Annotated in this window: 25 protein-coding genes, 1 pseudogene and 1 riboswitch; of the genes and pseudogenes, 15 read left to right on the top strand and 11 right to left on the bottom strand. The window is 54.0% G+C overall.

The genetic code is table 11. The features are described from left to right. Both LOC22_RS01260 and LOC22_RS01255 read right to left on the bottom strand, forming a co-directional pair. Window positions 1-651, bottom strand: coding sequence for a nitrilase-related carbon-nitrogen hydrolase (locus tag LOC22_RS01260; protein WP_230239282.1), 651 nt, complete (start codon window positions 649-651; stop codon window positions 1-3). Between the two features lie 111 nt (window positions 652-762). Further along, window positions 763-993 carry a DNA polymerase III subunit theta gene (locus LOC22_RS01255; protein WP_003859784.1) on the bottom strand — a complete coding sequence of 77 codons (231 nt, stop codon included), beginning with the start codon at window positions 991-993 and terminating at the stop codon, window positions 763-765. 137 nt (window positions 994-1,130) lie between these two features. On the opposite strand from LOC22_RS01255, the gene yobA reads away from it, so the two are divergent. Genes yobA through LOC22_RS01240 form a run of 3 tightly spaced genes read left to right on the top strand, consistent with a single transcriptional unit; the run spans window position 1,131 to window position 2,728 of the window. Then, on the top strand, window positions 1,131-1,502 hold the full coding sequence (gene yobA, locus LOC22_RS01250; protein ID WP_194302691.1) for a CopC domain-containing protein YobA: 372 nt from the start codon (window positions 1,131-1,133) through the stop codon (window positions 1,500-1,502). A gap of 1 nt (window position 1,503) precedes the next feature. After that, window positions 1,504-2,373: a copper homeostasis membrane protein CopD gene (copD, locus tag LOC22_RS01245; RefSeq protein ID WP_193135687.1), complete on the top strand. Its 870-nt coding sequence runs from the start codon at window positions 1,504-1,506 to the stop codon at window positions 2,371-2,373. A 16-nt stretch (window positions 2,374-2,389) separates the two neighbouring features. Beyond that, window positions 2,390-2,728: a YebY family protein gene (locus LOC22_RS01240; protein WP_003859787.1), complete on the top strand. Its 339-nt coding sequence runs from the start codon at window positions 2,390-2,392 to the stop codon at window positions 2,726-2,728. A 125-nt stretch (window positions 2,729-2,853) separates the two neighbouring features. Here LOC22_RS01240 and LOC22_RS01235 read toward each other — a convergent pair whose 3' ends face one another. Next, on the bottom strand, window positions 2,854-3,051 hold the full coding sequence (locus tag LOC22_RS01235) for a hypothetical protein (RefSeq protein WP_193135688.1): 198 nt from the start codon (window positions 3,049-3,051) through the stop codon (window positions 2,854-2,856). A 45-nt stretch (window positions 3,052-3,096) separates the two neighbouring features. Beyond that, entirely contained in the window at window positions 3,097-4,077 is a 981-nt protein-coding gene (locus tag LOC22_RS01230; protein WP_230239281.1) for a VirK/YbjX family protein, read from the bottom strand. Window positions 4,078-4,244: 167 nt separating this feature from the next. On the opposite strand from LOC22_RS01230, the gene pphA reads away from it, so the two are divergent. Next, complete coding sequence (gene pphA / locus LOC22_RS01225) at window positions 4,245-4,889, top strand: protein-serine/threonine phosphatase (protein WP_193135690.1); 645 nt, start codon at window positions 4,245-4,247, stop codon at window positions 4,887-4,889. Window positions 4,890-4,923: 34 nt separating this feature from the next. On the opposite strand, the gene LOC22_RS01220 is transcribed toward pphA, so the two are convergent. From LOC22_RS01220 to yebS, 4 genes are all read right to left on the bottom strand, one after another. Further along, window positions 4,924-5,163, bottom strand: a complete 240-nt coding sequence (locus LOC22_RS01220; protein ID WP_006811010.1) for a YebV family protein — start codon at window positions 5,161-5,163, stop codon at window positions 4,924-4,926. A 105-nt stretch (window positions 5,164-5,268) separates the two neighbouring features. Then, window positions 5,269-6,732, bottom strand: a complete 1,464-nt coding sequence (rsmF, locus tag LOC22_RS01215) for a 16S rRNA (cytosine(1407)-C(5))-methyltransferase RsmF (RefSeq protein ID WP_193135691.1) — start codon at window positions 6,730-6,732, stop codon at window positions 5,269-5,271. A gap of 56 nt (window positions 6,733-6,788) precedes the next feature. Continuing rightward, a complete protein-coding gene (locus LOC22_RS01210) occupies window positions 6,789-9,422 on the bottom strand; it encodes a PqiB family protein (RefSeq protein WP_047738742.1) in 2,634 nt (877 codons plus the stop codon). Further along, the gene (gene yebS / locus LOC22_RS01205) at window positions 9,391-10,674 is read right to left on the bottom strand and encodes a membrane integrity lipid transport subunit YebS (protein ID WP_047728099.1); all 1,284 of its coding nucleotides are present in this window, start codon (window positions 10,672-10,674) and stop codon (window positions 9,391-9,393) included. Before yebS ends, LOC22_RS01210 begins: the two co-directional genes overlap by 32 nt. A 132-nt stretch (window positions 10,675-10,806) precedes the next feature. Between yebS and LOC22_RS01200 the strand changes: the two genes are divergently transcribed. The 4 genes from LOC22_RS01200 (at window position 10,807) to htpX (ending at window position 15,230) form a co-directional block, all read left to right on the top strand. Next, complete coding sequence (locus LOC22_RS01200) at window positions 10,807-11,304, top strand: GAF domain-containing protein (protein WP_006811006.1); 498 nt, start codon at window positions 10,807-10,809, stop codon at window positions 11,302-11,304. Window positions 11,305-11,400: 96 nt separating this feature from the next. Then, window positions 11,401-12,087, top strand: a complete 687-nt coding sequence (gene proQ / locus LOC22_RS01195) for an RNA chaperone ProQ (protein WP_003859895.1) — start codon at window positions 11,401-11,403, stop codon at window positions 12,085-12,087. Window positions 12,088-12,106: 19 nt separating this feature from the next. Beyond that, a complete protein-coding gene (prc, locus tag LOC22_RS01190; RefSeq protein WP_058700630.1) occupies window positions 12,107-14,155 on the top strand; it encodes a carboxy terminal-processing peptidase in 2,049 nt (682 codons plus the stop codon). A gap of 193 nt (window positions 14,156-14,348) precedes the next feature. Beyond that, on the top strand, window positions 14,349-15,230 hold the full coding sequence (htpX, locus tag LOC22_RS01185) for a protease HtpX (RefSeq protein WP_230239279.1): 882 nt from the start codon (window positions 14,349-14,351) through the stop codon (window positions 15,228-15,230). 51 nt (window positions 15,231-15,281) lie between these two features. On the opposite strand, the gene LOC22_RS01180 is transcribed toward htpX, so the two are convergent. Next, entirely contained in the window at window positions 15,282-16,655 is a 1,374-nt protein-coding gene (locus LOC22_RS01180) for an MFS transporter (protein WP_230239278.1), read from the bottom strand. Between the two features lie 178 nt (window positions 16,656-16,833). Here LOC22_RS01180 and kdgR point away from each other — a divergent pair, with 178 nt between their 5' ends. Continuing rightward, on the top strand, window positions 16,834-17,625 hold the full coding sequence (gene kdgR, locus LOC22_RS01175) for a DNA-binding transcriptional regulator KdgR (RefSeq protein ID WP_015570299.1): 792 nt from the start codon (window positions 16,834-16,836) through the stop codon (window positions 17,623-17,625). 63 nt (window positions 17,626-17,688) lie between these two features. On the opposite strand, the gene LOC22_RS01170 is transcribed toward kdgR, so the two are convergent. Beyond that, a complete protein-coding gene (locus LOC22_RS01170; protein ID WP_017384332.1) occupies window positions 17,689-17,928 on the bottom strand; it encodes a YobH family protein in 240 nt (79 codons plus the stop codon). Between the two features lie 160 nt (window positions 17,929-18,088). Between LOC22_RS01170 and mgrB the strand changes: the two genes are divergently transcribed. The 6 genes and pseudogenes from mgrB to rlmA all read left to right on the top strand — a co-directional run bounded on the left by mgrB (window position 18,089) and on the right by rlmA (window position 22,447). Then, a complete protein-coding gene (gene mgrB / locus LOC22_RS01165; protein ID WP_003859906.1) occupies window positions 18,089-18,232 on the top strand; it encodes a PhoP/PhoQ regulator MgrB in 144 nt (47 codons plus the stop codon). Window positions 18,233-18,306: 74 nt separating this feature from the next. Then, window positions 18,307-18,594, top strand: a complete 288-nt coding sequence (locus tag LOC22_RS01160; RefSeq protein WP_230239277.1) for a YebO family protein — start codon at window positions 18,307-18,309, stop codon at window positions 18,592-18,594. A 669-nt stretch (window positions 18,595-19,263) separates the two neighbouring features. After that, window positions 19,264-19,408, top strand: a pseudogene (locus LOC22_RS01155) (DUF2627 domain-containing protein). 12 nt (window positions 19,409-19,420) lie between these two features. After that, window positions 19,421-19,630: a transcription antiterminator/RNA stability regulator CspE gene (gene cspE / locus LOC22_RS01150; RefSeq protein ID WP_001062678.1), complete on the top strand. Its 210-nt coding sequence runs from the start codon at window positions 19,421-19,423 to the stop codon at window positions 19,628-19,630. Between the two features lie 216 nt (window positions 19,631-19,846). Beyond that, window positions 19,847-21,592, top strand: coding sequence for a peptidoglycan glycosyltransferase FtsI (gene ftsI, locus LOC22_RS01145; RefSeq protein ID WP_032648589.1), 1,746 nt, complete (start codon window positions 19,847-19,849; stop codon window positions 21,590-21,592). Between the two features lie 39 nt (window positions 21,593-21,631). After that, on the top strand, window positions 21,632-22,447 hold the full coding sequence (gene rlmA, locus LOC22_RS01140) for a 23S rRNA (guanine(745)-N(1))-methyltransferase (RefSeq protein ID WP_033486812.1): 816 nt from the start codon (window positions 21,632-21,634) through the stop codon (window positions 22,445-22,447). On the opposite strand, the gene mntP is transcribed toward rlmA, so the two are convergent. Then, window positions 22,444-23,010 carry a manganese efflux pump MntP gene (gene mntP, locus LOC22_RS01135; protein WP_023296797.1) on the bottom strand — a complete coding sequence of 189 codons (567 nt, stop codon included), beginning with the start codon at window positions 23,008-23,010 and terminating at the stop codon, window positions 22,444-22,446. The two genes, rlmA and mntP, sit on opposite strands and share 4 nt — an antisense overlap. A gap of 1 nt (window position 23,011) precedes the next feature. Further along, window positions 23,012-23,212: riboswitch (yybP-ykoY riboswitch) on the bottom strand. Between the last annotated feature and the right edge of the window lie 144 nt (window positions 23,213-23,356).

Below are 23,356 nucleotides of genomic sequence, written 5' to 3'. Positions count from 1 at the left end.
CTAGCCTAATGGAATGATATCGCCTTGCCAACCCTGTTGGCCTAAAGAACCGGTTAGCAGCAGTTCTCCCTTATCGGCACGTACAATCAGCTGACCTTTTTCATCCCATAACGCGCTACCGCCGCGCGCGTTCGCCATTAATACCGCGATGGCATACTTGTGCGCGAAGCGTTGTAACGAACCGATGGATTGCCGCCAGCGGTGCTCGCCCACGGCCAGGCTGCTGGTGAACAGCGTTGCCTCCGGGTCCAGTGCCGGGGCGTCAGCCTGGTTATCCACGATGGTTAACCGTTTATCGCCAGGAATAACACCCGCACCGTTGCCCTGCGGATAACGCCGGATGGTCGAAAGGTTAGGGGTGAAAAGCGCGAGTCCTTTCTGGCGCTGGCCGTGTTGCTGGAGCGTAATACCAGCAATCACCGTGATGAAACGTGACTGCGCGGCGTGAAGGAGGGGGGCAAGCTGCAAATCGTCAGGGGGTGGGGGTAAGGTTGTTCCGCCAGGGCCGGTAAGCGAAAGCTCCGGAAAGACGATTAAATCGCACCCATGCCCGGCAGCCTCGGCAATAAAGTGCAGGTGATGTTTTACGTGCTCATCAACACAGTTGTGCCGCGGGGCATACTGAGCCGCGGCAATATTCCATCGTGACATCGTGACTTCCTTATACACTAAGTCGCTGGGATTTTAAGATTACACCTAAACTTATCAGGGTTTTCTTATCCTGCCACATAACGCGTAAGGAAGTGTAACGAGACGTTAAGCTTATTTAACTTTAGGTTCGTACGGCAGGCGCGAGAGATTGACGGAGGCGAGGCGATGCGCAATGAGACGTTCGCGAAACCAGTCGCGCAGATGCGCGGGTTGTTCACGCTCTACCACTTCAGCCACGACGGGCATGTTGTAACGCTCTTTGAATGCGACGCCCGCGGCGGCGAGATCGACATTCACTTTGTCCATCTCGTCCTGAGGAAGGGCGGCCAGGTTAACGTTCATTTCCTTCTCCTTTTTCTGCGGCGGCAACGTTACCGCGATTGTTCAACGATGACAAGGGAGCAAAGGATGTTCCTCGACTCGTTAATTATACAGAGTTATTCTTTAGCATTCAGGCATAACGAAAAGGAATGATTGTGATGCATTTTACCCCTTCCCGTGTCGCGTGCGCGCTGGTCTTTCTGCTCTCTTCAGCCATCACGCCCTCAGTTCTGGCCCATGCGCATCTTAAGCAGCAATCCCCGCAGGCAAATACCGTCGCGGTGGCACCAGAGGTCATTACGCTGAACTTCTCGGAAGGCATTGAGCCTACCTTCAGCGGCGTGGTGGTGACGGACGCGCAGCAGCACAAGATCCAGACGGGCGCAGTGAAGCGTGACGAGAAGGATAACGCAAAGCTGATTGTTCCTCTTGAGAAACCGTTGACGTCCGGCACCTACACGGTGGACTGGCATGTGGTCTCCGTGGATGGCCACAAAACCAAGGGCAGCTATCATTTTAGCGTGAAATAGCATGCTGGCCCTGAGCTACGTCGCGTTACGCTTTATCCATTTTGCTGCGCTGATGCTGGTTTTTGGCAACGCGCTTTACAGCGTCTGGTTTGCGCCGTCTTCGTTGCAGCGTCTCATGACCCGGCGTTTCCAGCGGCAGCAGAAACTCGCGGCCTTAATCAGCCTGATGGCGGCTCTGCTGATGTTCGGCCTGCAAAGTGGGTTGATGGGCAACGGCTGGGGCGATGTCATTCGCCCGGCGGTCTGGCGAAGCGTGCTGGGAACGCAATTTGGCGGCGTCTGGTTATGGCAGATGGTACTGGCCGCTGTGACGGCGGGCGCTGCCTGGCTTACCCCGCAAAAAGGCTCACGGCTGTTACTGCTCGCGATGGGGCAGCTGGTGTTGCTGGCGGGCGTGGGACATGCCGCGATGAACGGTGGCGCACCGGGAGCGTTGCATCGTCTCAACCATGCGCTTCACCTGCTCTGCGCCGCGACCTGGGTGGGTGGTTTACTGCCGCTGCTGTTTTGCATGCGTCTGGCGAAAGGCCGCTGGCAGCCAGCCGCTATCTTTACCATGATGCGCTTCTCCCGCGTGGGGCATTACGCCGTGGCGGGCGTGCTGCTGACCGGGATAATCAATACGCTCTTTATTGTTGGCATAAACGTGCCGTGGCAGGCGCCTTATGTCCAGCTGTTGTTGTTCAAATGTGTGCTGGTCATGATGATGGTGGCAATTGCGCTGGCGAATCGGTATTTTCTTGTGCCACGCTTTCGCCCGGAGGCCGGGCGGGAACAACAGATTTTTATCAGGATGACACAGGCAGAGGTGGTGCTGGGCGCGCTGGTACTGGCGGCCGTCAGCCTGTTCGCGACCTGGGAACCCTTCTGACAAGGTTAAATAACATATGAAAAAGACACTGCTTTCTCTTTTACTTCTCACCTGTGCCAGCAGTGCGTTAGCCGCGCCGCAGGTCATCACCGTCAGCCGGTTTGAAGTGGGCAAGGACAACTGGGCATTTAATCGTGAAGAGGTCATGCTCACCTGCCGTCCCGGTAACGCGCTGTATGTCATCAATCCCAGTACGCTCGTGCAGTATCCGTTAAATGACGTGGCGGAGCAGCAGGTTGCCAGCGGGAAAAGTAACGGACAGCCTGTCAGCGTGATCCAGGTAGATGACCCGGCAAACCCCGGGCAGAAGAAGAGTCTGGCACCGTTTATTGAGCGCGCTGAAAAGCTCTGTTAGCCGTCAGGTTTCCAGTAAAAAAAAACCGCAGGTGCTTGTAAAAGCTCTGCGGTTTTTCACATTTAGTGATGTTCTGACGCTTTTTTTCAGACCACTTTTACTGTGGACTGGAAAACCTGACGTCGTCATCTATTCTTAAAGGGCAAGGCGATTGAGCCTGCATTAATGCCAACTTTTAGCGCACGGCTCTCTCCCAAGAGCCATTTCCCTGGACCGAATACAGGAATCGTATTCGGTCTCTTTTTATCTGCATGAAAATAAACGGTAAAATCCGGTTTTCGTCTCAGCATAAGGTTCACTTCCTGTGCGCCTGCTTCAAACATACCACAACCCGGCAGGCGTAAGTCCAGTCCTTTTTGGCTGTTTTGTTAAATTTTTGTTTGTTTTTTGCCTGAGACGACTGCGGGATCAATGCGCGCCTGTACGCAAGCCGCAATATCATCTAGTAACGCAAAGCGGCGACGGTATTCGGCGCGTTTTTTGCTGGCAATCTCCCCCAGCGCTTTACGCTCCATCTGGAGCGGCAACTGCCAGCAGAAGGGGGAGAGTTTCTTTCCGTTCAGGCCTTCCCAGAACTCGTCGTAGCTGGCGTGAAAATGACGGCCTTTGCTCAGACGGTAGCGCAGCGCGCGGAAAACATGGCCTTCATCGCTGACGGCAAAAATCGCGCTGATGTTCGAGCGTGAGGCAAGCTGGAAGATCACCTCCATCAGCACGCGTTTCGGGAAAAGCCCATGGCAGGCACGGGTAGCCTGCTTAATCAACTCCCGTGAAACATGACGACGTGGACCCTGAAGGCCGCCGATAACCAGCACCATACGGCCGTTACTGCGTGCGACACAGAACGTCAGGCTGGCAAGCAGCGTATTGTCATTGTCGTGCAGCCAAAGCGTGCTTTCGCCTTCGCGTTCGGCCTTACCTGCGGACGAGGCGTGGACGGTAAAGATTTCGCCGTTTTTTGCCTCGAACCGGACAACCGGCACCTCTTGCGGGCTGGTCAGCGCGTGGGCGAGGGCGATGTTTTTCAGACTATCAATCCACTGATAGTGGCTGACGATAGCATCGGCCCGGTCGTTTGAGTTCAGGCCGCGCATCAGATACTGGCGGTGAGTTTTGCTCGGCAAGGTAATTTGAGAGGTGAGCAGCCTGTCGAAATCATCGCGCCCGGATAGCGCCTCCAGCATGCGATGGGTGGAGGACCAGAATAAAAGCGAGCGCAGAAGGAACTTTAACCGGTAATCACGTTTGTGCCAGATTGGGCCGGGAACGCGTTTCCCTCTCACCAGTTCAGAAATAATATTTGTGCGATGCGGATAAAAAACATCGTTTTGCAGGTGTATGTTTGACACGTGAAAATCCCTCTTTTTATTCCGCTCTATTTTAGAGGCCAGGGAATAAGGGATTAATAGCGCAGCGATCTTTATTTCCGGCTGGTTTATGGTTTGTTTGGATTCGCGATATCCAACGCCGGCTCATGACATTTTCTGTGGCAGCTATACTTCTTACAGGAGGCGTTATGTATCAGAAAATAGAGGGAGAACACTGGCGTCATGTCTGGGTTGTCAGCGATATTCATGGTTGCTATCAGTGGCTTATGGATGAGCTGAAACGACGGCATTTTAATCCTGATATGGATCTGCTGATCTCGGTGGGGGATATTATCGATCGCGGACCTGACAGCGTGAAATGTTTACAGCTGATGCAGGAAAACTGGTTTTATGCGGTACGCGGTAATCACGAGCAAATGGCGTTAGATGCGCTTGAAAATAATGAGTTTAGTCTCTGGTCGATAAATGGCGGTAACTGGTTTACCGGGCTTACGGTCGCTCAACAAAAGCAGGCGAAGGTTTTACTCGACGCGTGTCAGGACTTGCCGCACATTATTGAAATAACCTGCAAAAATGGTCTTAACGTGATTGCTCATGCGGATTATCCCTCCGCCGAATATGTCTGGCATAAGCCGGTGGATGCCCGGCGCGTGCTGTGGGATCGCGACCGGTTAATGGGCTTTATGGTGGGCAAAGGGCAGGGCATTAGCGGTGCGGATCACTTCTGGTTTGGACATACGCCTGTGGACAAACGCTACGATTTTAACAATCTGCACTACATTGATACGGGGGCGGTGTTCGGGGGCTTTCTGACGCTGGCGCAGCTTCAGTAATAAATAACCCGCCTTCGGGCGGGTTCTCTTTGGGTCAGGCAAGACGCAAGACCCAGGCATCGGTTTTACTGTCGTAATGCTCACGGTACAGAACGGAATGTTCCCCATCAAGGATCGCCGGGACGCTGGTATCTGCATCCCAGGCGTCCAGCTGCATGCACAAATCCGGATCGGATTTGCAGGGAATACTTAACGTTCGTTCGCCTTGTGCTTCGCCGCGCAATTCAGCGTCGTCGATTTCAAAAGCGCCAATGCGTACGCTGGTTTTCGTCATAATGCTCTCCGGTTTGTTGCCCAAAATCTGGTATGACCAGTGCAGTCACCCATTTTTGATCCTAGACAAGGAGAGCGAAATCGCCAGTAAAAAAATGCGCTTTTTTCAGGCGCTGCGGTTGTTACCGGTAAACAGGCGGCCATCACGTACCAGTTCGCGCGGATAACTGTTTTTCAGCCGCGAGCCGACTTTTTTCGCCAGTCCCAGCGGAAAACCCTGATAAGTCACGATGACTTCATCCTGTGACGGGCCGTCTTCCGGGTAAACGTCACGACCGCGATACCACTCTTCCGCTTCCTGATGCGTCAGGGCGAAGGTGTTCTCACTGCCGGCCAGCGCAATGACCGCTTCGTGCTGCCAGCGATAGCCTTTGTTGTGGATCTCCGCCAGGCGAATACCGAGGCGGGAGAAACGCACTTTACCAATCAGCGGTTCGATGTTGACCGGGAACAGCCATAGCTCTTTGTCACGCATCCAGAGGCGCAGGCTCTCATCCCAGTGCAGGCCGACTTTGCTCGCAGCCGCTTGCGCCTGTGCCGCCTCACGGCCTTTGACCGGCGTGAACGGGAAGTTGCCGACCTTAAACTTAGGGGCAGGCAAAGGATCGACGGCGCGGGTTTTACGCAGACGGGCAACAAAGAAGCCTTCGCAATCGTAAATCTGCGGGAAGACATGCAGGAAGCCTTCAGGCGTGGCCGCATGACTGGCCGAGTCGAAGAGGGTGTCCAGCGGCAGAAACTCGACGGCATCCGCATAGCGTTGCTTGAGCCACAGGCAGACGTCCTCATTTTCATCGCGATTCAGGGTGCAGGTGGAATAAACCAGCGTCCCGCCTGGGCGCAGGGCATGAAACGCGCTGTCGATCAGTTCGCGCTGTGTGGCGGCGATCTCCAGGTTGCTTTCAACGGACCAGTTTTTTAACGCATCAGGATCTTTACGCACCACGCCTTCGCCGGAGCAGGGCGCGTCGAGCAGGATGGCATCAAAGGCTTCCGGCAGGGCAGCGCCAAACACGCGACCATCGAAGTGCGTTAACGCGACGTTGTGGATCCCGCAGCGGCTGATATTGGCATGCAGGACTTTAACGCGGCTGGCGGAAAATTCGTTGGCGAGGATCGCGCCGCGGTTGTTCATCCGGGCGGCAATCTGCGTGGTTTTAGAGCCCGGCGCCGCCGCGACATCCATAACCCGCTCAGGCTGGTTCCCGTCGGCAAACAGCGCAGCAACCGGCAGCATGGAGCTGGCTTCCTGAATATAAAACAGCCCGCTCAGGTGCTCGGCGGTGCTGCCGAGCGGCAGGCTCTCCTCGTCATCCCGTTCGATCCAGAAACCCTCTTCACACCACGGCACTGGCGTGAATTGCCAGCCGTAGGGGGAGACGAGATCCAGAAACGCCCCGACGCTGATTTTCAGCGTATTGACGCGAATACTCCGGCGCAAAGGGCGCTGGCAGGCGGCAACGAAATTGTCGAAAGAGAGATGAGCTGGAAGCGCCTCGCGCATCTGTGCGAGGAATTGTTCGGGAAGAAATACGGAGTTTTGAGCCACGGGCACACCACAGGGAAACATTCAGGTGCGCAGTGTAACATAAAGGCTCCGGCGCGTTGACACCGGAGCCTGCGAGATTAACGCGGCAGCGCCGTTCCCCATTCGCGCCACTCTTTCGGTTCACTTTCCAGCAGCAGGAAGTGTTTACCTGCCTGCGCCTTAGGCGCCAGAGGCGTGCCAGGCGGCGTCGCGAAGGCAATGCCGCCGCGAATGAACTGATTAAAGGTCCCCGTTTTGACCACGCCACCGGTCAGGCCGAAGTCCAGCGAGTAGCCTGAAGCGAGCCAGAACACCGAGTTGTTGCGCACCAGATGTTGATAACGCTGGCTGATGCGCAGGCCGACCATCACGCGATCGGACAGATTACCCAGCGTCAGGCTTGTTACTGTCCCTACTTCAATGCCGCGGAACAGGACCGGCGTACCGATGCCCAGCGAACCGGCTTCCGGCACTTCAACCACAATGCTCAGACCGTCCAGATAACGGGAGTCGGTGATGGTGGCCTCCTGCAACTCAAATTCACGACGCGCGTTGCCGCGACCCGGTTCAACGTTAATGTACGGCTGAAGTATGGTGTCGAGATGTTCAACCCCTGCGGCAGAAATTTGCGGCGTAACCACCGAGAAGCGCGAGCCTGCCCGGGCGAACGTCTGCACATATTCCGGATAAAGCACGGCGGTCGCCTGCACTTCATTGCGCGCGGTGATCAGCGTCAGCTTCTGGACCTGCCCGATATCAATGCCGAGATAGCGGATGGGCATGCCTTCCGCCAGTTTACCGGCATCAAAGGTGTGCAGGGTAATCTGCCCCCCAACCGCGCGCGCCGCGGTTTCGGACGGGAAGAGGATCCGCTTGTCACCTTTACGCATGTTGCCGCCCGCGCCGCTCAGGTTATCGAAGCTGATCGCACCGCGCAGGGCCCTGGAGAGAGGCGAGGCCTGTACGGTCAGCCCGCTGCCGTTGAGCTGCACTTTCGCGCCGCCTTCAGCCCAGAACACGCTGTTTGGCGTGAGCAGCTTGCGGTACTCCGGCTTGATATGCAGTTCGATATCAAACGCGTCCGCACGAGGACGAACGGTGATCACTTCCCCCACCTCAAACTTACGATAAAGCACGACGGAGCCTGCCTGGACATCCGGCAGCGTTTCCGCGCTTAAGGTCAGCGTGGTGGTCGGCAGGTCGCCGAGGCTATTTTCAATGGCTTTGTCGAGATTGGCGAACAGCGGATAACTCTCGCGCAGCGCACCTTTGCTGCCCGGCAGAATGCGGATCCCGCCGTTAACCCACTCGCTGGCGCTGGCGCCGAGGAACTCAACCCCGTCCAGACCCACCTTCACGTCGACCCGGCTGTTAACCACAAATTTACTGTCGCTGTGGACCAGGTTGCCATACTGCGGATCGATGGCGGCGGAGAAGGAGACCCCTTTTTCCGACAGCTTACGTTCGAGGACCTGGCCCACCTGCACACCGTGCAGGATCAGCGGTTGCCCGGCTTCGATACCGTAGCTTTCCGGCGCATTCAGCGTAACCGTCAACACGCCCGGTTTTTGCAGCAGGGCTTTATCCGCCGGCGCGATAACAAAGTTTTTGTTCGGCGCGCCTTCACCGGGGATCAGCTCAAAGGTGCTTCCCGTCAGCAGGGAACTGATGCTGGCGTCGCTGAGGGAGAGCTTCGGATTACGCAGTTCAATGCGCGTTTTATCCCGCAGGAGATCCACCACGCTCGGATCCACCGTCATTTCGCCGGTAACGGAGCCGCCCGCATTGAGGGTTAATTTTGTCAGTTGCCCGACCTCTAAACCCTGGTACATCAGCGGGGTCGAACCGGCTTTCAGGCCTTTGGCATCCGGCAGGGTCAGCTTGACGATGACACCGCGCTGGCTGTGCGCCAGGTCGGCGTACAGGCCAAAGGTATCTTCTGCGGCGGCAGGGCTGGAGTTAGCAGGTGAGTCGAAGGCGATAGCGCCATTCACCAGCGCCGCCAGGCTCTCAAGCTTCACTTTCGCACCGCTTAAGCTCAGGTCGGCATCGACGCCTGAGACGTTCCAGAAGCGGCTGCCTTTTTTCACCAGGTTGGTAAAACGGCGCTCGATGAGTACATCAATGGTCACGCCATCTTTGTTCGGGTTAATGGCGTAGTCGTAAACGCGGCCTACCGGAATTTTGCGGAAATAGACCAGAGAACCACTGTTCAGCGAGCCCAAATCCGGCGCGCGGAGATGGATCATCAAATCGCCGTTATTCAGCCGATATTTCGGCTGGGTATCCAGCGCAACAAAGTGATCCTGTGGCTCACCTTTGCCGGGCATCATGCCGATATAGTTACCGCCCACAAGCGCATCCAGCCCGGAAACGCCGGCCAGGGAGGCTTTAGGCGTGACCAGCCAGAACTGCGTTTCGGCACGCAGGGCATCCTGCATATCAGACTTAATGCTCGCCCGGACCTGGATTTTGTTCAGCCCTTTGCCAAGGGAAATATCCTGCACGGTACCCACTTCCACCCCCTGGAAGCGAACGGGGGTACGTCCGGCGACAATGCCGTCCGCAGACTGGAAATCAATCGTGATGGTACTTCCGCGATCTTCATAGCTCGTCCAGATAAGCCAGCCTGCGATCATCAGCGCGATAACAGGCAGCAACCAGAATGGCGAAATGCGGCGTTTTGTTTTAATTCTCGCTTCAGTCGGCGAAGCGGGCGTTTCCTGACTCATGTGCGTCCCAAAGTAAGCGGCTGTCCAGCCATTCCACTGCAAGAATAGTCAATATCACCGCAGAGCCGAAATAAAAAGCTGCGGGTCCCATGGTAAAAGCAAGTAACTGATCGCGATTGATGAGCGACATCATCAGCGAAATCACGAACAGATCCAACATCGACCAGCGACCAATCCAGGTCACGAATCGCAGAAGCAGGATGCGGGTGCGTAGTCCTTGTTCGCATTTAAAGTGAATGCTAATAAGCAGCGTAAACATCACCACCACTTTGGTAAAGGGCACCAGAATACTGGCGATGAAAACAATGGCGGCGACCCCCACGTTACTGTGCGCCAGAGAGATAATCCCCGAAAGGATAGTATCTTCCTGACGGGCGCCGTTCACATAAATTACGGAGATCGGCAGCATGTTGGCCGGGAACAAAAATACCAGGGAGGCGATTAGCGCCGCCCAGCACTTTTGCAGGCTGTAGTTGCGTCGCAATCTTAACGGAATGTGGCAGCGTGGGCACCTCCCGCGTTTATCCGGAAAACCGGTGTAATGGCAGCCCAGGCAGACTCGCAGGTTTTCATCAGGCCGGGTCGCGGGGCGCTGCGGGTAAAATCGCTCCCAAAGCTGTTCAACATTGAGATGAATCAGGGTCAAAATACTCAGCAGGACCAGTGAAATAAACGCGAAAAGGCCAATGCCGGGTTGTAAAAACGCATAATCCTGCACCTTGATGGAGGCCACGCCAATGCCTACCAGATAGATGTCCAGCATCACCCACTCCTTGAGCTTTTCCAGCATGAGCAGGACAGGGCGCAGGTTCATCCCCAGTATGTTGCCAAACCACAGGTAGGCAATTGCCGCGACCAGCACCAACGGCGCGCCGACGACGCAGAACAGCACCATGGCGGCCGTAAGCGGATCGCCCTGGCGCGTCATCTGCCAGATCCCCTGCAACACGTTAGCGTCAATACGCACGCCAAGCAGGTAGAGCTTTAACAGCGGCTCGGTCCAGGCGAAGGGCATCAGCAGCAGCATGGTGACAGCCATTGCCGCCAGACGCGTCAATGACCAGTCCCGGCCATCGCGAATTTTGGCATCACAGCAAGGACAAAAAGCACTTTGGTGCGATTTCATCTTCGGCAACATAAAAAGCGTATCGCACTGGGGGCAACGCTGATAATGTGCACGGGGCAGAGCCTGGCTTACCGTACGGACAACGATCTTTCGTGTCGGCGTAATTTGGGGTGTTTTTAGGGCCATCAGTCGCACACAGATTAGTATTGTTGAAAGTTATAATAACTCATGAACGGATTCATCTTGAGCATGAGCGCATTTAATGCTTATTTTAATAGGCTATGCGGTAACTATGTAAGATAACTAAGTGATTGAATAATGAACAAAACAGAATTCTACGCGGATCTGAATCGCGATTTTAAGGCATTAATGGCAGGGGAAACCAGTTTCTTAGCCACTCTGGCAAATACCAGTGCATTACTGTTCGAACGCCTTTCTGACGTGAACTGGGCGGGCTTTTATCTGCTGGAAGGCGACACGCTGGTGCTCGGGCCTTTCCAGGGAAAACTCGCCTGCGTGCGTATCCCGGTAGGTCGCGGCGTGTGCGGTACCGCAGTGGCGACCCGTCAGGTTCAGCGTGTCGAAGATGTTCATGCGTTTGACGGCCACATTGCCTGCGATGCCAGCAGCAATTCTGAAATCGTACTGCCGCTGGTGGTTAAAAATCAGATTATTGGCGTTCTGGATATCGACAGCACGGTCTTCAGCCGCTTTACTGCCGAGGATGAGCAGGGGCTGCGCGCGCTGGCCGCAAACCTGGAAAATGTTCTGGCAGAGACCGATTATCATAAATTCTTTGCGAGCGTCGCAGGATAATCAACGGATAACGTAGCATTTACTGATAGCGTCATTATAATGTCGCCTGTTCATGCCTGCGCTTGTTGGCAACGTCCGTTGTAATCAGGAAATTTCATGGAAAATCAACCTAAGTTGAATAGCAGTAAAGAAGTTATCGCATTTCTGGCCGAGCGTTTCCCGCAGTGCTTCAGCGCTGAAGGTGAAGCGCGTCCTCTGAAAGTCGGTATCTTTCAGGATCTGGTCGCGCGCGTTGAGGGGGAGATGAACCTCAGCAAAACGCAGCTTCGTTCTGCCTTGCGCCTTTATACCTCGAGCTGGCGTTACCTGTACGGTATCAAGCCGGGTGCGACCCGTGTCGACCTTGACGGCAACCCGTGCGGTGAGCTGGACGAGCAGCACGTAGAACATGCACGTAAGCAGCTTGAAGAAGCCAAAGCTCGCGTGCAGGCACAGCGTGCGGAACAGCAGGCGAAAAAACGCGAAGCCGCAGCGGCAAACGGTCAGGAAGACGCCCCTCGTCGCGAGCGTAAACCGCGCCCGGCACCGCGTCGTACTGAAAATAACGATCGCAAACCGCGTGCTGACAAACCCGCAGCTAAAGCCCCACGTGCGCCGCGCGAAGAGCCGCGTCACACCCCGGTTTCTGACATCAATGCGCTGAGCGTAGGTCAGTCTCTGAAGGTGAAAGCGGGTAACAACGCGATGGACGCCACCGTACTGGAAATCACCAAAGATGGCGTTCGTGTACAGCTGACTTCTGGTATGTCAATGATTGTACGCGCAGAACACTTGTTGTTCTGAAACGGAGGCCGAGCCTGGCATGAACACTTTTTTTAAGCTCACCGCGCTGGCTGGCCTGTTTGCTATAACAGGCCACGCTTTCGCTGTGGACGATATTACGCGTGTTGATCAAATTCCGGTGCTCAAGGAAGAGACTCAGCACGCGACGGTGAGTGAGCGCGTGACGTCGCGCTTTACTCGTTCGCACTATCGTCAGTTCGATCTCGATCAGGCCTTTTCGGCCAAAATCTTTGACCGTTATCTGAACTTGCTGGATTACAGCCATAACGTACTGCTGGCCAGCGATGTCGAACAGTTCGCTAAACGCAAATCCGAAGTGGGTGATGAGCTGCGCTCCGGAAAGCTCGATCTGTTCTACGATCTGTACAACTTATCGCAAAAGCGCCGTTTTGAGCGTTATCAATACGCGCTGAAAGTGCTGGAACGTCCGATGGACTTCACCGGCAACGACACCTTTAATCTGGACCGCAGCAAAGCGCCATGGCCGAAAGAGGAGGCTGAACTGAATGCGCTGTGGGACGGAAAAGTCAAATATGACGAACTGAGCCTCAAGCTTACAGGCAAAGACGAGAAAGAGATCCGTGAGACGTTAAATCGTCGATACAAATTCGCTATTCGTCGTCTGGCGCAGACCAACAGTGAAGATGTTTTCTCGCTGGCGATGACCGCGTTTGCGCATGAAATTGATCCGCACACTAATTATCTCTCTCCACGTAACACCGAACAGTTCAATACCGAAATGAGCCTGTCTCTGGAAGGTATCGGTGCTGTGCTTCAGATGGACGATGACTACACCGTAATCAACTCCATGGTGGCCGGTGGCCCTGCGTCGAAAAGCAAAGCGATCAGCGTAGGCGACCGTATTGTCGGTGTGGGTCAAACCGGAAAGAGCATGGTGGACGTGATTGGCTGGCGTCTTGATGATGTTGTTGCGCTGATCAAAGGGCCGAAGGGCAGCAAAGTTCGCCTGGAGATCCTGCCAGCCGGTAAGGGGACTAAAACCCGTATCGTTACTCTCACCCGTGAGCGTATCCGTCTGGAAGATCGCGCGGTGAAAATGTCGGTGAAAACCGTGGGTAAAGAGAAGGTTGGCGTTCTGGATATCCCAGGTTTCTACGTCGGCCTGACCGATGATGTGAAAGTGCAGCTCCAGAAGCTTGAAAAGCAGAATGTCAGCAGCGTGATCATTGACCTGCGCAGCAACGGCGGCGGGGCATTGACCGAGGCCGTCTCGCTTTCCGGGCTGTTTATCCCGTCTGGCCCGGTGGTACAGGTGCGCGATAACAACGGTAAAGTGCGTGAAGATGCCGATACCGATGGTGTGGTCTACTATAAGGGTCCGCTGGTGGTGCTTGTCGATCGCTTCAGCGCCTCTGCATCGGAAATCTTCGCTGCTGCCATGCAGGATTACGGCCGGGCGTTAATCGTCGGCGAACCGACGTTTGGCAAGGGCACCGTTCAGCAGTACCGCTCTCTGAACCGTATTTACGACCAGATGCTGCGCCCTGAATGGCCAGCGCTGGGCTCAGTACAGTACACCATTCAGAAGTTTTACCGCGTCAACGGCGGCAGTACGCAGCGCAAAGGCGTGACGCCGGATATCATGATGCCGACAGGTACCGAAGAGACGGAAACGGGCGAGAAGTTTGAAGATAACGCGCTGCCGTGGGATAGCATTGATGCTGCGACATTCGTGAAATCGGGTGATATGAAACAGTTCGGACCAGAACTGCTGAAAAATCACAACGATCGCATCGGGAAGGATCCGGAATTCCAGTACATCATGAAGGACATCGCGCGTTTCAACGCTTTGAAAGCGAAACGGAACATTGTGTCTCTGAACTACGCCCAGCGTGAGAAAGAGAACAATGAAGATGACGCGACACGTCTGGCGCGTATCAACGATCGCTTCAAACGTGAAGGCAAGCCTCTGCTCAAAAAACTGGACGATCTGCCTAAGGATTACCAGGAGCCCGATCCGTATCTGGACGAGACGGTGCATATCGCGCTTGATCTCGCGAAGCTGGAAAAAGAGAAACCTGCCCTGCAACCTGCTCCGACAAAATAATCCCCCAACAGGCACAAGAAATTGTGCCTGTTTCTTTATGTACCTCCTCCTTCCGTCAGGCAGATTTCCAATTGTGTAAAGTTGTGTCTTTCTGGTGACTTACGCCGTCTGGATGCTTGAAAATAGCCGTAATACCCATACGATGTGGGTAATCGCATAGTGCGTTTTGTTAAACTGAGGTTAAAAGAATATTATGATGCGAATCGCGCTCTTCCTGCTCACCAACCTGGCGGTGATGGTGGTATTCGGGCTGGTGCTAAGCCTGACGGGAATTCAGTCGAGCAGCGTTCAGGGTCTGTTGATTATGGCGCTGCTGTTTGGTTTCGGTGGCTCTTTCATTTCACTGCTGATGTCCAGGTGGATGGCACTGAAATCCGTGGGCGGTGAAGTTATTGAGCAACCGCGTAACGATATGGAGCAGTGGCTGATGAGCACGGTTGCTCAGCAGTCAAAGCAGGCGGGCATTGCCATGCCGCAGGTAGCCATCTACCACGCGCCGGATATTAACGCGTTTGCTACCGGTGCGCGTCGTGACGCGTCCCTGGTGGCCGTCAGTACCGGCCTGCTGCAAAACATGAGCCGTGACGAAGCGGAAGCGGTTATTGCTCACGAGATCAGCCATATCGCCAATGGCGATATGGTCACCATGACCCTGATCCAGGGTGTGGTGAACACCTTCGTTATCTTTATTTCTCGTATTCTGGCACAGATTGCTGCCGGGTTTATGGGTGGCAACCGTGATGAGGGTGAAGAGAGCAACGGCAACCCGCTGATCTATTTTGCTGTTTCAATGGTGCTGGAGCTGGTGTTCGGTATCCTGGCAAGCATCATTACCATGTGGTTCTCCCGTCATCGTGAGTTCCACGCGGATGCCGGTTCCGCGAAACTGGTGGGTCGTGAAAAGATGATTGCTGCGCTGCAACGTCTTAAAACCAGCTACGAGCCGCAGGAAGCAAACAGCTTGATGGCCTTCTGCATCAACGGCAAATCAAAGTCGCTGAGCGAGCTGTTTATGTCTCACCCGCCGCTGGATAAACGTATTGAAGCGCTGCGTAGCGGCGAATACCTGAAGTAACGTAATCGGGTTGAAAAGAACCGGGCTGGAGCCATTCTCCGCCCGGTTTTTTTATGCCTGCGCCTTTGGCTGGGTGACGCGAAGGCCGCTAATGACAGCCGCGAGGGTCGCCAGGGTCCCTGCGGTAATCAGCGCAACGTGTGTCGCATTCTGCCCGGCAAGGTTAAACATCAACGCCACCAGTGCGGCCCCGGTGCTTTGCCCTAACAGTCTTGCCGTGCCCAGCATCCCGCTGGCGCCACCGCTGCGATGACGTGGGGCAGAGGTGATAATCGTGTGGTTATTAGGGGACTGGAACAGACCAAAACCGGCCCCGCACAGGATCATGCGCCAGATAATATCCAGATCCCCCGGCGAGGCGGGCAGGAGCGCCAGCGCAAACAGCCCCACCGCCATGACAACCAGTCCAATCGCCCCCAGAAGCCCGGCATGGACGCGCTCAATAAGGTAACCGGCCAGCGGGGCCATCACCATGGTTGCCAGAGGCCAGGGCGTGAGCAGCAAGCCTGTCTCCACTTCCGAACGGCCAATCACGCTCTGCAAAAAGAACGGCAGCGCAACCAGCGCCAGCATCTGGGCGCAGAACGAGCAAATGGAGGTACAAATGGATAGCGAAAACAGCGGAATACGCAGCAAATCCACCGGCAGTAACGGCACGGGCAGCGCCAGCTGACGTCGTACAAAGAAAAAGCCGATGATAAGCATGGCAACGATTTCTGTGGTAATGAGCGACAGAGACTGTCCCTGCGCAAATCCGCTCAGCGCGGTAATCAGCAGGCCAAAGGTCAGCGCGTTCATCACAGCGCTGGGCAGATCGAAACGTGGCATGGTGTTTTTCGGACCATTTTCCGGAAGATAGCGCAGGGCGAAGAAGATCGCCACAATGCCCAGCGGCACGTTAATGGCAAACAGCCACTGCCACGAGGCAACGGACAGGATGGCGGCGGCAATCGTCGGCCCGGCGGCGGACGACACGGCCACAATAAAGGAGTTAATGCCCATCCCGCGTCCCAGGTGGCGGTGAGGGTAGATAAGCCGTATCAGGGCCGTGTTCACGCTCATTAGCGCCGCCCCGCCAAAGCCCTGTGCGATACGCGCCAGCGTAAGGGTGTGCAGTGAATCTGAAAGGGCACAGAAGAGCGAGGTGAGGGTAAAGACCACCAGCCCGCACTGGTAAACCCGGCGATAACCAAACATATCGCCCAGGAAAGAGAATGACAGAAGGGAAATCACAATCGCTATCTGGTACGCGTTCACAATCCAGATGGAGCTTGCCGGCGAAGCATTAAGGTCTTTGGCAATGGTAGGAAGAGCCACGTTGGCAATCGCACCGTCAAGGACAGCCATCGAAATACCGATGACAATAGTGGCAATTGCCCCGTACCGCTGCGGTAAGGGCAGGCCATCAGAAACGTTTTTTTGCATGGGGAAAGAATGACTCAGCGTGAAATTATTTTCAGAGTAACTATTTTAGCATCGTTATTTCGGTTTTATGTCGCAGATTTGTAACGAAGTAAACCCAGATAGATTGCAGCACGCATCACACGAATTTATAATAAAAACCGGTTCTGATTTTTATAAAACACTCTCCATGAGGTGATAAATGGCAATCGCAGATTTGGATAAGCAGCCAGATTCTGTTTCTTCCGTGCTGAAGGTGTTTGGCATCTTGCAGGCGCTCGGAGAAGAGCGTGAAATTGGTATTACAGAGTTGTCGCAGCGTGTGATGATGTCGAAAAGCACCGTTTATCGCTTTTTGCAGACGATGAAATCATTGGGTTATGTCGCGCAGGAAGGAGAATCAGAAAAATATTCTCTGACCCTGAAACTGTTTGAACTGGGCGCCCGTGCCTTGCAGAACGTGGATCTGATCCGCAGCGCTGACATTCAGATGCGTGAACTTTCACGACTGACGAAAGAGACAATTCACCTCGGTGCGCTGGATGAAGACAGCATTGTTTACATCCACAAAATTGACTCCATGTACAACCTGCGCATGTATTCACGCATCGGTCGTCGTAACCCGCTATACAGCACCGCAATTGGTAAAGTACTGCTGGCCTGGCGCGATCGCGAAGAGGTGAAGCAAATCCTTGACGGGGTGGAGTACAAACGCAGCACCGACCGCACGATTACCAGTACGGAAGAACTGCTGAGCGTGCTGGATAAAGTGCGTGAGCAGGGTTACGGGGAAGATAACGAAGAGCAGGAAGAGGGGCTGCGTTGCATCGGTGTGCCGGTGTTTGACCGCTTCGGCGTTGTCATTGCGGGCCTGAGCATTTCGTTCCCAACGCTGCGTTTCTCTGAAGAGCGTCTTCATGAATATGTGGCGATTCTGCATACCGCAGCGCGCAAAATTTCAGAGCAGATGGGCTATAACGATTATCCGTTCTGATCGACGCCACCAATAAAAACGCCGCACTTTTGCGGCGTTTCTGTAAGCGAAGTTCAGCGCTGATTAACCGTTATCAACCACAACAGATGATTTACGCAGCACAGGACAGTTGGTTAACCCGATGATCCCGCTGTCGGAATGGATGTACTGAGCCGTGCTTATCCCCTGGGCGGTAAGATATTTACACTGGATACCCAGACCCGCGGCATTTTCTTTGCTCCCCATTAATACGCCGTACCCACTTAATAACAGGCCGATCCAGACAATAGCCAGTACAATTACTGTACGAATAAGTAAACGCATCGTTGCCTCTTTTTTCTTTGTTGTCATAGAGTAAGCGTAACGGCTTTACGCAGTGAAACAAGTGCACGATTCCGAAAAGCGTCTGTTGAAGGTACAGTTAGCCCCTGTTTAAGATAACCGTGATAACCTGGCTGTATCAGGTCATAAGACGGAGTGTGGAGTGAAAAAAATACGCTGGGTAATTCTGATTATAGTGTTGATAGCATGCGTGGTGCTGTGGACGCAGACTATCAATGTGATGTGCGATCAGGATGTACAGTTCTTTAGCGGCATTTGTTCAATCAATAAGTTTATCCCCTGGTAGAGACCATTTTTACGCTGAGTGATGTCCTTACGCGGCGGCAGTGGTAAAATGGCGGTTTTTACTGAGGTGGTGAAATGGGTGAGTTACTGAATTCGGGGCTGCTGAGCATTGCATCCCTGGTAATGTCTTTGGTGGTGCTGGTCGTTGGGCTGGTGCTGTGGTTTTTCGTTAACCGCGCCAGCTCCCGCACAAACGAGCAGATTGAGCTGCTGGAAGCATTGCTCGATCAGCAGAAACGGCAGATTGCGCTGCTGCGTCGTTTGTGCGAAGCCAACGAGCCGGAGGAGAAAGCGGTACCGAAGGACGCTGTTGCTCAACAACAAGACGAGGAAGACTTCATTCGCCTGGTAGCTGAACGATAGTCTGCCCGGAGCGGGGAGGTGGCTTGACGTACGGCGTAAATCCCCTCCCTTATCAAATGCATCCCAAAACTTCCCGGCATTTAATTAAGCAGCAGTTAACTCATGTTTTAGCACACTGAAAACTGGCGAATATTTATTCTTATTTAACAAATTCAGTTTCGTTGAATAAATAGTGTGCTTTATCTTTCCTGAAGTGTTTTATTTTTATCGAAACGTTTTGCTTGCCTTGTTTTGAGGCAGAGTCATAAAAATTTCATTATTTTGGTGCAGAATAACACTTATTAAATGGTGGTTTTTAATACAGTTAGCAAAATGTAATTAACATCGTATATCCCCTGACACATGTTGGTGCGTTGCAATGTTTTCAGCATAACTTTTCACAAAATGTTCTAACTCAGTCATTCCTTTAAAGAAATTCTGGGATTGGGATGGACGCTTTGAAATGATTGAGCTATGTTTAAAAAGTCTTTGATTACAGGGCGCGTCAACGCACCCTGCGGGCAGTGAGGTCAGGTGGCGCTTCATTTGACAATTCGCATAACTGTGCAGATTGTTATGGAGTAACGTCTGAATTTGTGCGGCGGATCGAGACACGTTTAAAAATGGCTTGCCATATTAAACGTTGTGTGTGATAACACGTTTTGGGTCAAACGAGGTACAGTTCTGTTTATGTGTGGCATTTTCAGTAAAGAAGTCCTGAGTAAACACGTTGTCGTTGAATACCGCTTCTCTGCCGAACCTTATATTAGTGCCTCAAGCAGTAATGTCTCAGTTTTATCTATGTCAAAGCCCGCGGGCTAAGAAAACACTCTAAGGAATTTTGCAAATGGCAAAGATTAAAGGTCAAGTTAAGTGGTTCAACGAGTCTAAAGGTTTTGGTTTCATTACTCCTGCTGACGGCAGCAAAGACGTGTTCGTACACTTCTCTGCAATCCAGGGTAACGGCTTCAAAACTCTGGCTGAAGGCCAGAACGTTGAGTTCGAAATTCAGGATGGCCAGAAAGGCCCAGCTGCGGTTAACGTAACTGCTATCTGATCGAATCACTGCTGACTGAAGCGCTCAGCGCTTCGATCTCAGACATAAGCCTCGCCGATGCGGGGCTTTTTTATTCGCTTATTTTTCAAAATATTACGTAATCCTCCTCTGTTATTATCTTGTTGCAAACCCGCGAGATTATTAGCATTGTTTTCCCGCCTTATTATCCGCTTTTCCCGTTAAATCAGGGCGTTGATTAACAGCCCTGGGGTTAAGGTGAAAAAAAAGACAATAACCACCACCGGAAATTTTACTCCGGCACGTTTTGCACTTCTGTGTCTCGCCATCTTTTGTAGCCTTGCGTTTCTGCTGGGCCGCGTAGCGTGGCTACAAATTATCAAACCGGATAATCTGGTGAAGCAGGAGGATATGCGCTCCCTGCGCGAAGTGGCGATAGACGCCCCGCGTGGGATGATTGTTGACCGTGAAGGGCGACCCCTTGCGGTGAGCGTACCCGTCCAGGCCGTCTGGGCCGATCCCAAAACAGTGCTGGAAAAAGGGGGGATCGGTTTTGACTCGCGCTGGCAGGCCCTGGCAAATGCCTTACACCTTTCTCTGAGCACGCTCGCATCGCGAATTAACAGTAACCCGCACGGGCGATTTATTTACCTGGCCCGTCAGGTTGATCCCGCCCAGGCAAAGTGGATCGATAAGCTGCGTCTCCCCGGCATCAACCTTCGCGATGAGTCCCGCCGCTTTTATCCTGCCGGGCACGTGGCGGCGAACCTGATTGGCTTCACCAATATTGATGGTCAGGGCATTGAGGGCGTCGAGAAAAGCTTTAACACGCAGCTTACCGGGAAGGCAGGCGTGCGGCTGGTCAGGAAAGATCGCTACGGACATGTGGTGGAGAACCTTACGGAGGTGGCTCCCGTACCTGCACATAATATTCAGCTTAGTATCGATGAACGCCTGCAAACTATCACCGAAGACGCGCTGGATAATGCCGTGGCGTGGAACAAAGCTGAGTCAGGCGCGTCGGTGCTGATTAATATCCGAACGGGCGAAATTCTGGCGATGGCGAGCTTCCCCGACTTCAACCCCAACAACCGGGAAGGGGCAACGCTGGATGATTTTCGCAATCGCGCGATCAGCGACACCTTTGAACCTGGCTCGACCGTTAAGCCTCTGGTGCTGATGACGGCGCTACAGCAGGGGCTGGTACAGCCTGACAGCGTGATAGATACGCATCCCTACACCATTGATGGTCATCGTATTCGTGATGTGGGCTACTACCCCGAGCTGACGATGACCGGGATTTTGCAAAAATCCAGCGACACAGGCGTATCCCGTCTTTCGCTGGCGATGCCCGTGCAACGGTTACTGGATACCTATAAAAACTTTGGTTTTGGCGAGAGTACCGGGCTTGGTTTAACGGGAGAAAGCGCAGGTTTACTGCCGCAGCGAAAATTCTGGAGTCAGTTAGATCGGGCGACCTTTGCCTTTGGGTATGGCCTGATGGTAACCCCCCTCCAGCTGGCGCATGTGTATGCCACCATCGGCAGCTACGGCATTGAACGGCCTCTGTCCATCACTCGTATTGACCCGCCGGTGATTGGCAAGCGGGTGATGCCCGAGGAAATTGTTCACGAGGTGGAACATATGATGGAGAGCGTTGCGTTACCCGGCGGTGGCGGGGTCAAAGCGGCGGTGCGTAACTATCGCGTGGCGATAAAAACCGGGACGGCCAAAAAAATCGATGAACATGGTAAGTATGTGGATAAATACGTCGCCTATACCGCAGGCGTTGCGCCTGCCAGCGATCCCCGTTTCGCGCTGGTGGTGGTGATCAACGATCCGCAAAACGGTGCCTACTATGGCGGGGCCGTTTCTGCGCCCGTGTTCAGCGAAATTATGGGTAACGTCCTGCGCCTGGAAAACGTGAAGCCAGACGGGCTGCCGGCAGATTCTGACCATCTGATCGTGATGCGTCACCCAGCCGTTTATAACCCTGGCGAATAGCGGTACACTTCGCCTTTTGGTTTACGCCCTGGAGCTGTCATGTCTTTCAGTTGTCCCCTTTGCCACGCGCCGCTGACGCGCGCGGAGAAAACGTTTATCTGTCCACAGGGACATCAGTTTGACCGGGCGAAAGAGGGCTATGTAAATCTTCTGCCGGTACAACACAAGCGCTCCCGGGACCCGGGTGACAGCGCGGAGATGATGCAGGCGCGCCGGGCGTTTCTCGATGCCGGGCACTATCAACCGCTCAGGGATGCCGTTGTCGCCTTACTCCGTCAATATCTGACAGAAGGCGCATCCGCCATGCTGGATATCGGCTGCGGCGAAGGTTACTACACCGCCACGTTTGCTGACGTGGCGGCTGAGAAGGGTGCCGAAACTTTCGGGCTGGACGTGTCGAAAGTGGCAATCCGTGCGGCAGCCAAACGCTACTCAGCGGTAACGTTCTGCGTGGCCTCCAGCCACCGCCTGCCGTTTGAAGAAGCGAGTATGGACGCCGTGGTGCGTATCTATGCGCCGTGCAAGGCAGAGGAGCTGGCGCGCGTCGTTAAGCCTGGCGGCTGGGTTATCACCGTCACGCCAGGGCCGCGTCATCTGCTGGAGTTAAAAGGGCTGATCTATGATGAAGTTCACCTGCATGCGCCGCACTCTGAACAGCTGGCGGGCTTTGCGTTAAAGCAGGCGCAGTCGGTAGCGTATGAAATGACGTTGCAGGGAAGTGAAGCAGTGGCGTTACTGCAAATGACGCCGTTTGCATGGCGGGCAAAACCAGAGGTGTGGGAAACGCTGGCAGCGCAGACAGAATTTCGCTGCCATACGGATTTCAGCATCCATTGCTGGCAGCGCGAAGGTTAACCCGCGAAGTGTGCCCAAAGGATTTGGGCACCAATCCCGATCAACACGATACCGCCCAGAATTTCGGCGCGTTTGCCTAAGAGCGGGCCAATGAACCGACCCACCATCATCCCCAGCGTTGACATGATCAGCGTGGCGCAGCCAATCGCCAGCGCGGTGGCGATAATATTGACCTGCAAAAACGCCAGACCGACACCCACGGCCATTGCATCCAGGCTGGTTGCGATGGCGGTTGTCACCAGAAGCCAGAAGCCGTGGCGTTGCAGCGGCGCATCATCTTCATCGCCGTTACCACGAAAGCCTTCAATCACCATGCGTCCGCCGAGGAACACCAGCAGCACGAAAGCAATCCAGTGATTCCACTCCAGCACGAACTGGCTGGCGAGCATCCCCAGACCCCAGCCGATAAGCGGCGTCAGCGTTTCGATAGCACCAAAGATGAGACCGGTACGCAGGGCGTCGGAAAATTTAGGTTTATGGAGGGTGGCACCTTTACCAATAGAGGCGGCAAATGCGTCCATGGACATGCCAAAAGCCAGAAGGATCGTAGCGGAGATATTCATAAGAGCGTCCAGACCGGGGATATCCATATGACACATCACTGCCCCCAGTAAACAGCAGTTGATGTATCTATGGTCTCGCCTGATCGCTTTTGGCACAGTAAGTGTGCTGAAAACGATCCGTACGCGCCACGTTTTTCAACGAGTATGTTGACACGTACATTTCCCGCAGGCAGGAAATCGGCTACTCCCCAACGACGGGCGCAACCTTAACATATTTTGAGAATATAAAACAACAACGAAGATGGCTTTATATAGCCACTATATTGATAACGATTTTCATTTAGATTTATGCGTGAAAATATCGTTAACAAATATAAGGCAATTAACAGAGGAGATATAGCACCGG

Source organism: Enterobacter sp. AN-K1 (assembly GCF_020971765.1).
Lineage (GTDB): Bacteria > Pseudomonadota > Gammaproteobacteria > Enterobacterales > Enterobacteriaceae > Enterobacter > Enterobacter hormaechei_C.
This window is presented reverse-complemented; position numbering and strand designations above follow the sequence as displayed.

What these genes read in the sequence shown, in the direction of transcription:
- LOC22_RS01260 (WP_230239282.1), bottom strand. Translation starts at nt 651, where the DNA reads ATGTCACGATGGAATATTGCCGCGGCTCAGTATGCCCCGCGGCACAAC.
- LOC22_RS01255 (WP_003859784.1), bottom strand. Translation starts at nt 993, where the DNA reads ATGAACGTTAACCTGGCCGCCCTTCCTCAGGACGAGATGGACAAAGTG.
- yobA (WP_194302691.1), top strand. Translation starts at nt 1,131, where the DNA reads ATGCATTTTACCCCTTCCCGTGTCGCGTGCGCGCTGGTCTTTCTGCTC.
- copD (WP_193135687.1), top strand. Translation starts at nt 1,504, where the DNA reads ATGCTGGCCCTGAGCTACGTCGCGTTACGCTTTATCCATTTTGCTGCG.
- LOC22_RS01240 (WP_003859787.1), top strand. Translation starts at nt 2,390, where the DNA reads ATGAAAAAGACACTGCTTTCTCTTTTACTTCTCACCTGTGCCAGCAGT.
- LOC22_RS01235 (WP_193135688.1), bottom strand. Translation starts at nt 3,051, where the DNA reads ATGTTTGAAGCAGGCGCACAGGAAGTGAACCTTATGCTGAGACGAAAA.
- pphA (WP_193135690.1), top strand. Translation starts at nt 4,245, where the DNA reads ATGTATCAGAAAATAGAGGGAGAACACTGGCGTCATGTCTGGGTTGTC.
- LOC22_RS01220 (WP_006811010.1), bottom strand. Translation starts at nt 5,163, where the DNA reads ATGACGAAAACCAGCGTACGCATTGGCGCTTTTGAAATCGACGACGCT.
- rsmF (WP_193135691.1), bottom strand. Translation starts at nt 6,732, where the DNA reads ATGTTTCCCTGTGGTGTGCCCGTGGCTCAAAACTCCGTATTTCTTCCC.
- LOC22_RS01210 (WP_047738742.1), bottom strand. Translation starts at nt 9,422, where the DNA reads ATGAGTCAGGAAACGCCCGCTTCGCCGACTGAAGCGAGAATTAAAACA.
- yebS (WP_047728099.1), bottom strand. Translation starts at nt 10,674, where the DNA reads ATGGCCCTAAAAACACCCCAAATTACGCCGACACGAAAGATCGTTGTC.
- LOC22_RS01200 (WP_006811006.1), top strand. Translation starts at nt 10,807, where the DNA reads ATGAACAAAACAGAATTCTACGCGGATCTGAATCGCGATTTTAAGGCA.
- proQ (WP_003859895.1), top strand. Translation starts at nt 11,401, where the DNA reads ATGGAAAATCAACCTAAGTTGAATAGCAGTAAAGAAGTTATCGCATTT.
- prc (WP_058700630.1), top strand. Translation starts at nt 12,107, where the DNA reads ATGAACACTTTTTTTAAGCTCACCGCGCTGGCTGGCCTGTTTGCTATA.
- htpX (WP_230239279.1), top strand. Translation starts at nt 14,349, where the DNA reads ATGATGCGAATCGCGCTCTTCCTGCTCACCAACCTGGCGGTGATGGTG.
- LOC22_RS01180 (WP_230239278.1), bottom strand. Translation starts at nt 16,655, where the DNA reads ATGCAAAAAAACGTTTCTGATGGCCTGCCCTTACCGCAGCGGTACGGG.
- kdgR (WP_015570299.1), top strand. Translation starts at nt 16,834, where the DNA reads ATGGCAATCGCAGATTTGGATAAGCAGCCAGATTCTGTTTCTTCCGTG.
- LOC22_RS01170 (WP_017384332.1), bottom strand. Translation starts at nt 17,928, where the DNA reads ATGCGTTTACTTATTCGTACAGTAATTGTACTGGCTATTGTCTGGATC.
- LOC22_RS01160 (WP_230239277.1), top strand. Translation starts at nt 18,307, where the DNA reads ATGGGTGAGTTACTGAATTCGGGGCTGCTGAGCATTGCATCCCTGGTA.
- cspE (WP_001062678.1), top strand. Translation starts at nt 19,421, where the DNA reads ATGGCAAAGATTAAAGGTCAAGTTAAGTGGTTCAACGAGTCTAAAGGT.
- rlmA (WP_033486812.1), top strand. Translation starts at nt 21,632, where the DNA reads ATGTCTTTCAGTTGTCCCCTTTGCCACGCGCCGCTGACGCGCGCGGAG.
- mntP (WP_023296797.1), bottom strand. Translation starts at nt 23,010, where the DNA reads ATGAATATCTCCGCTACGATCCTTCTGGCTTTTGGCATGTCCATGGAC.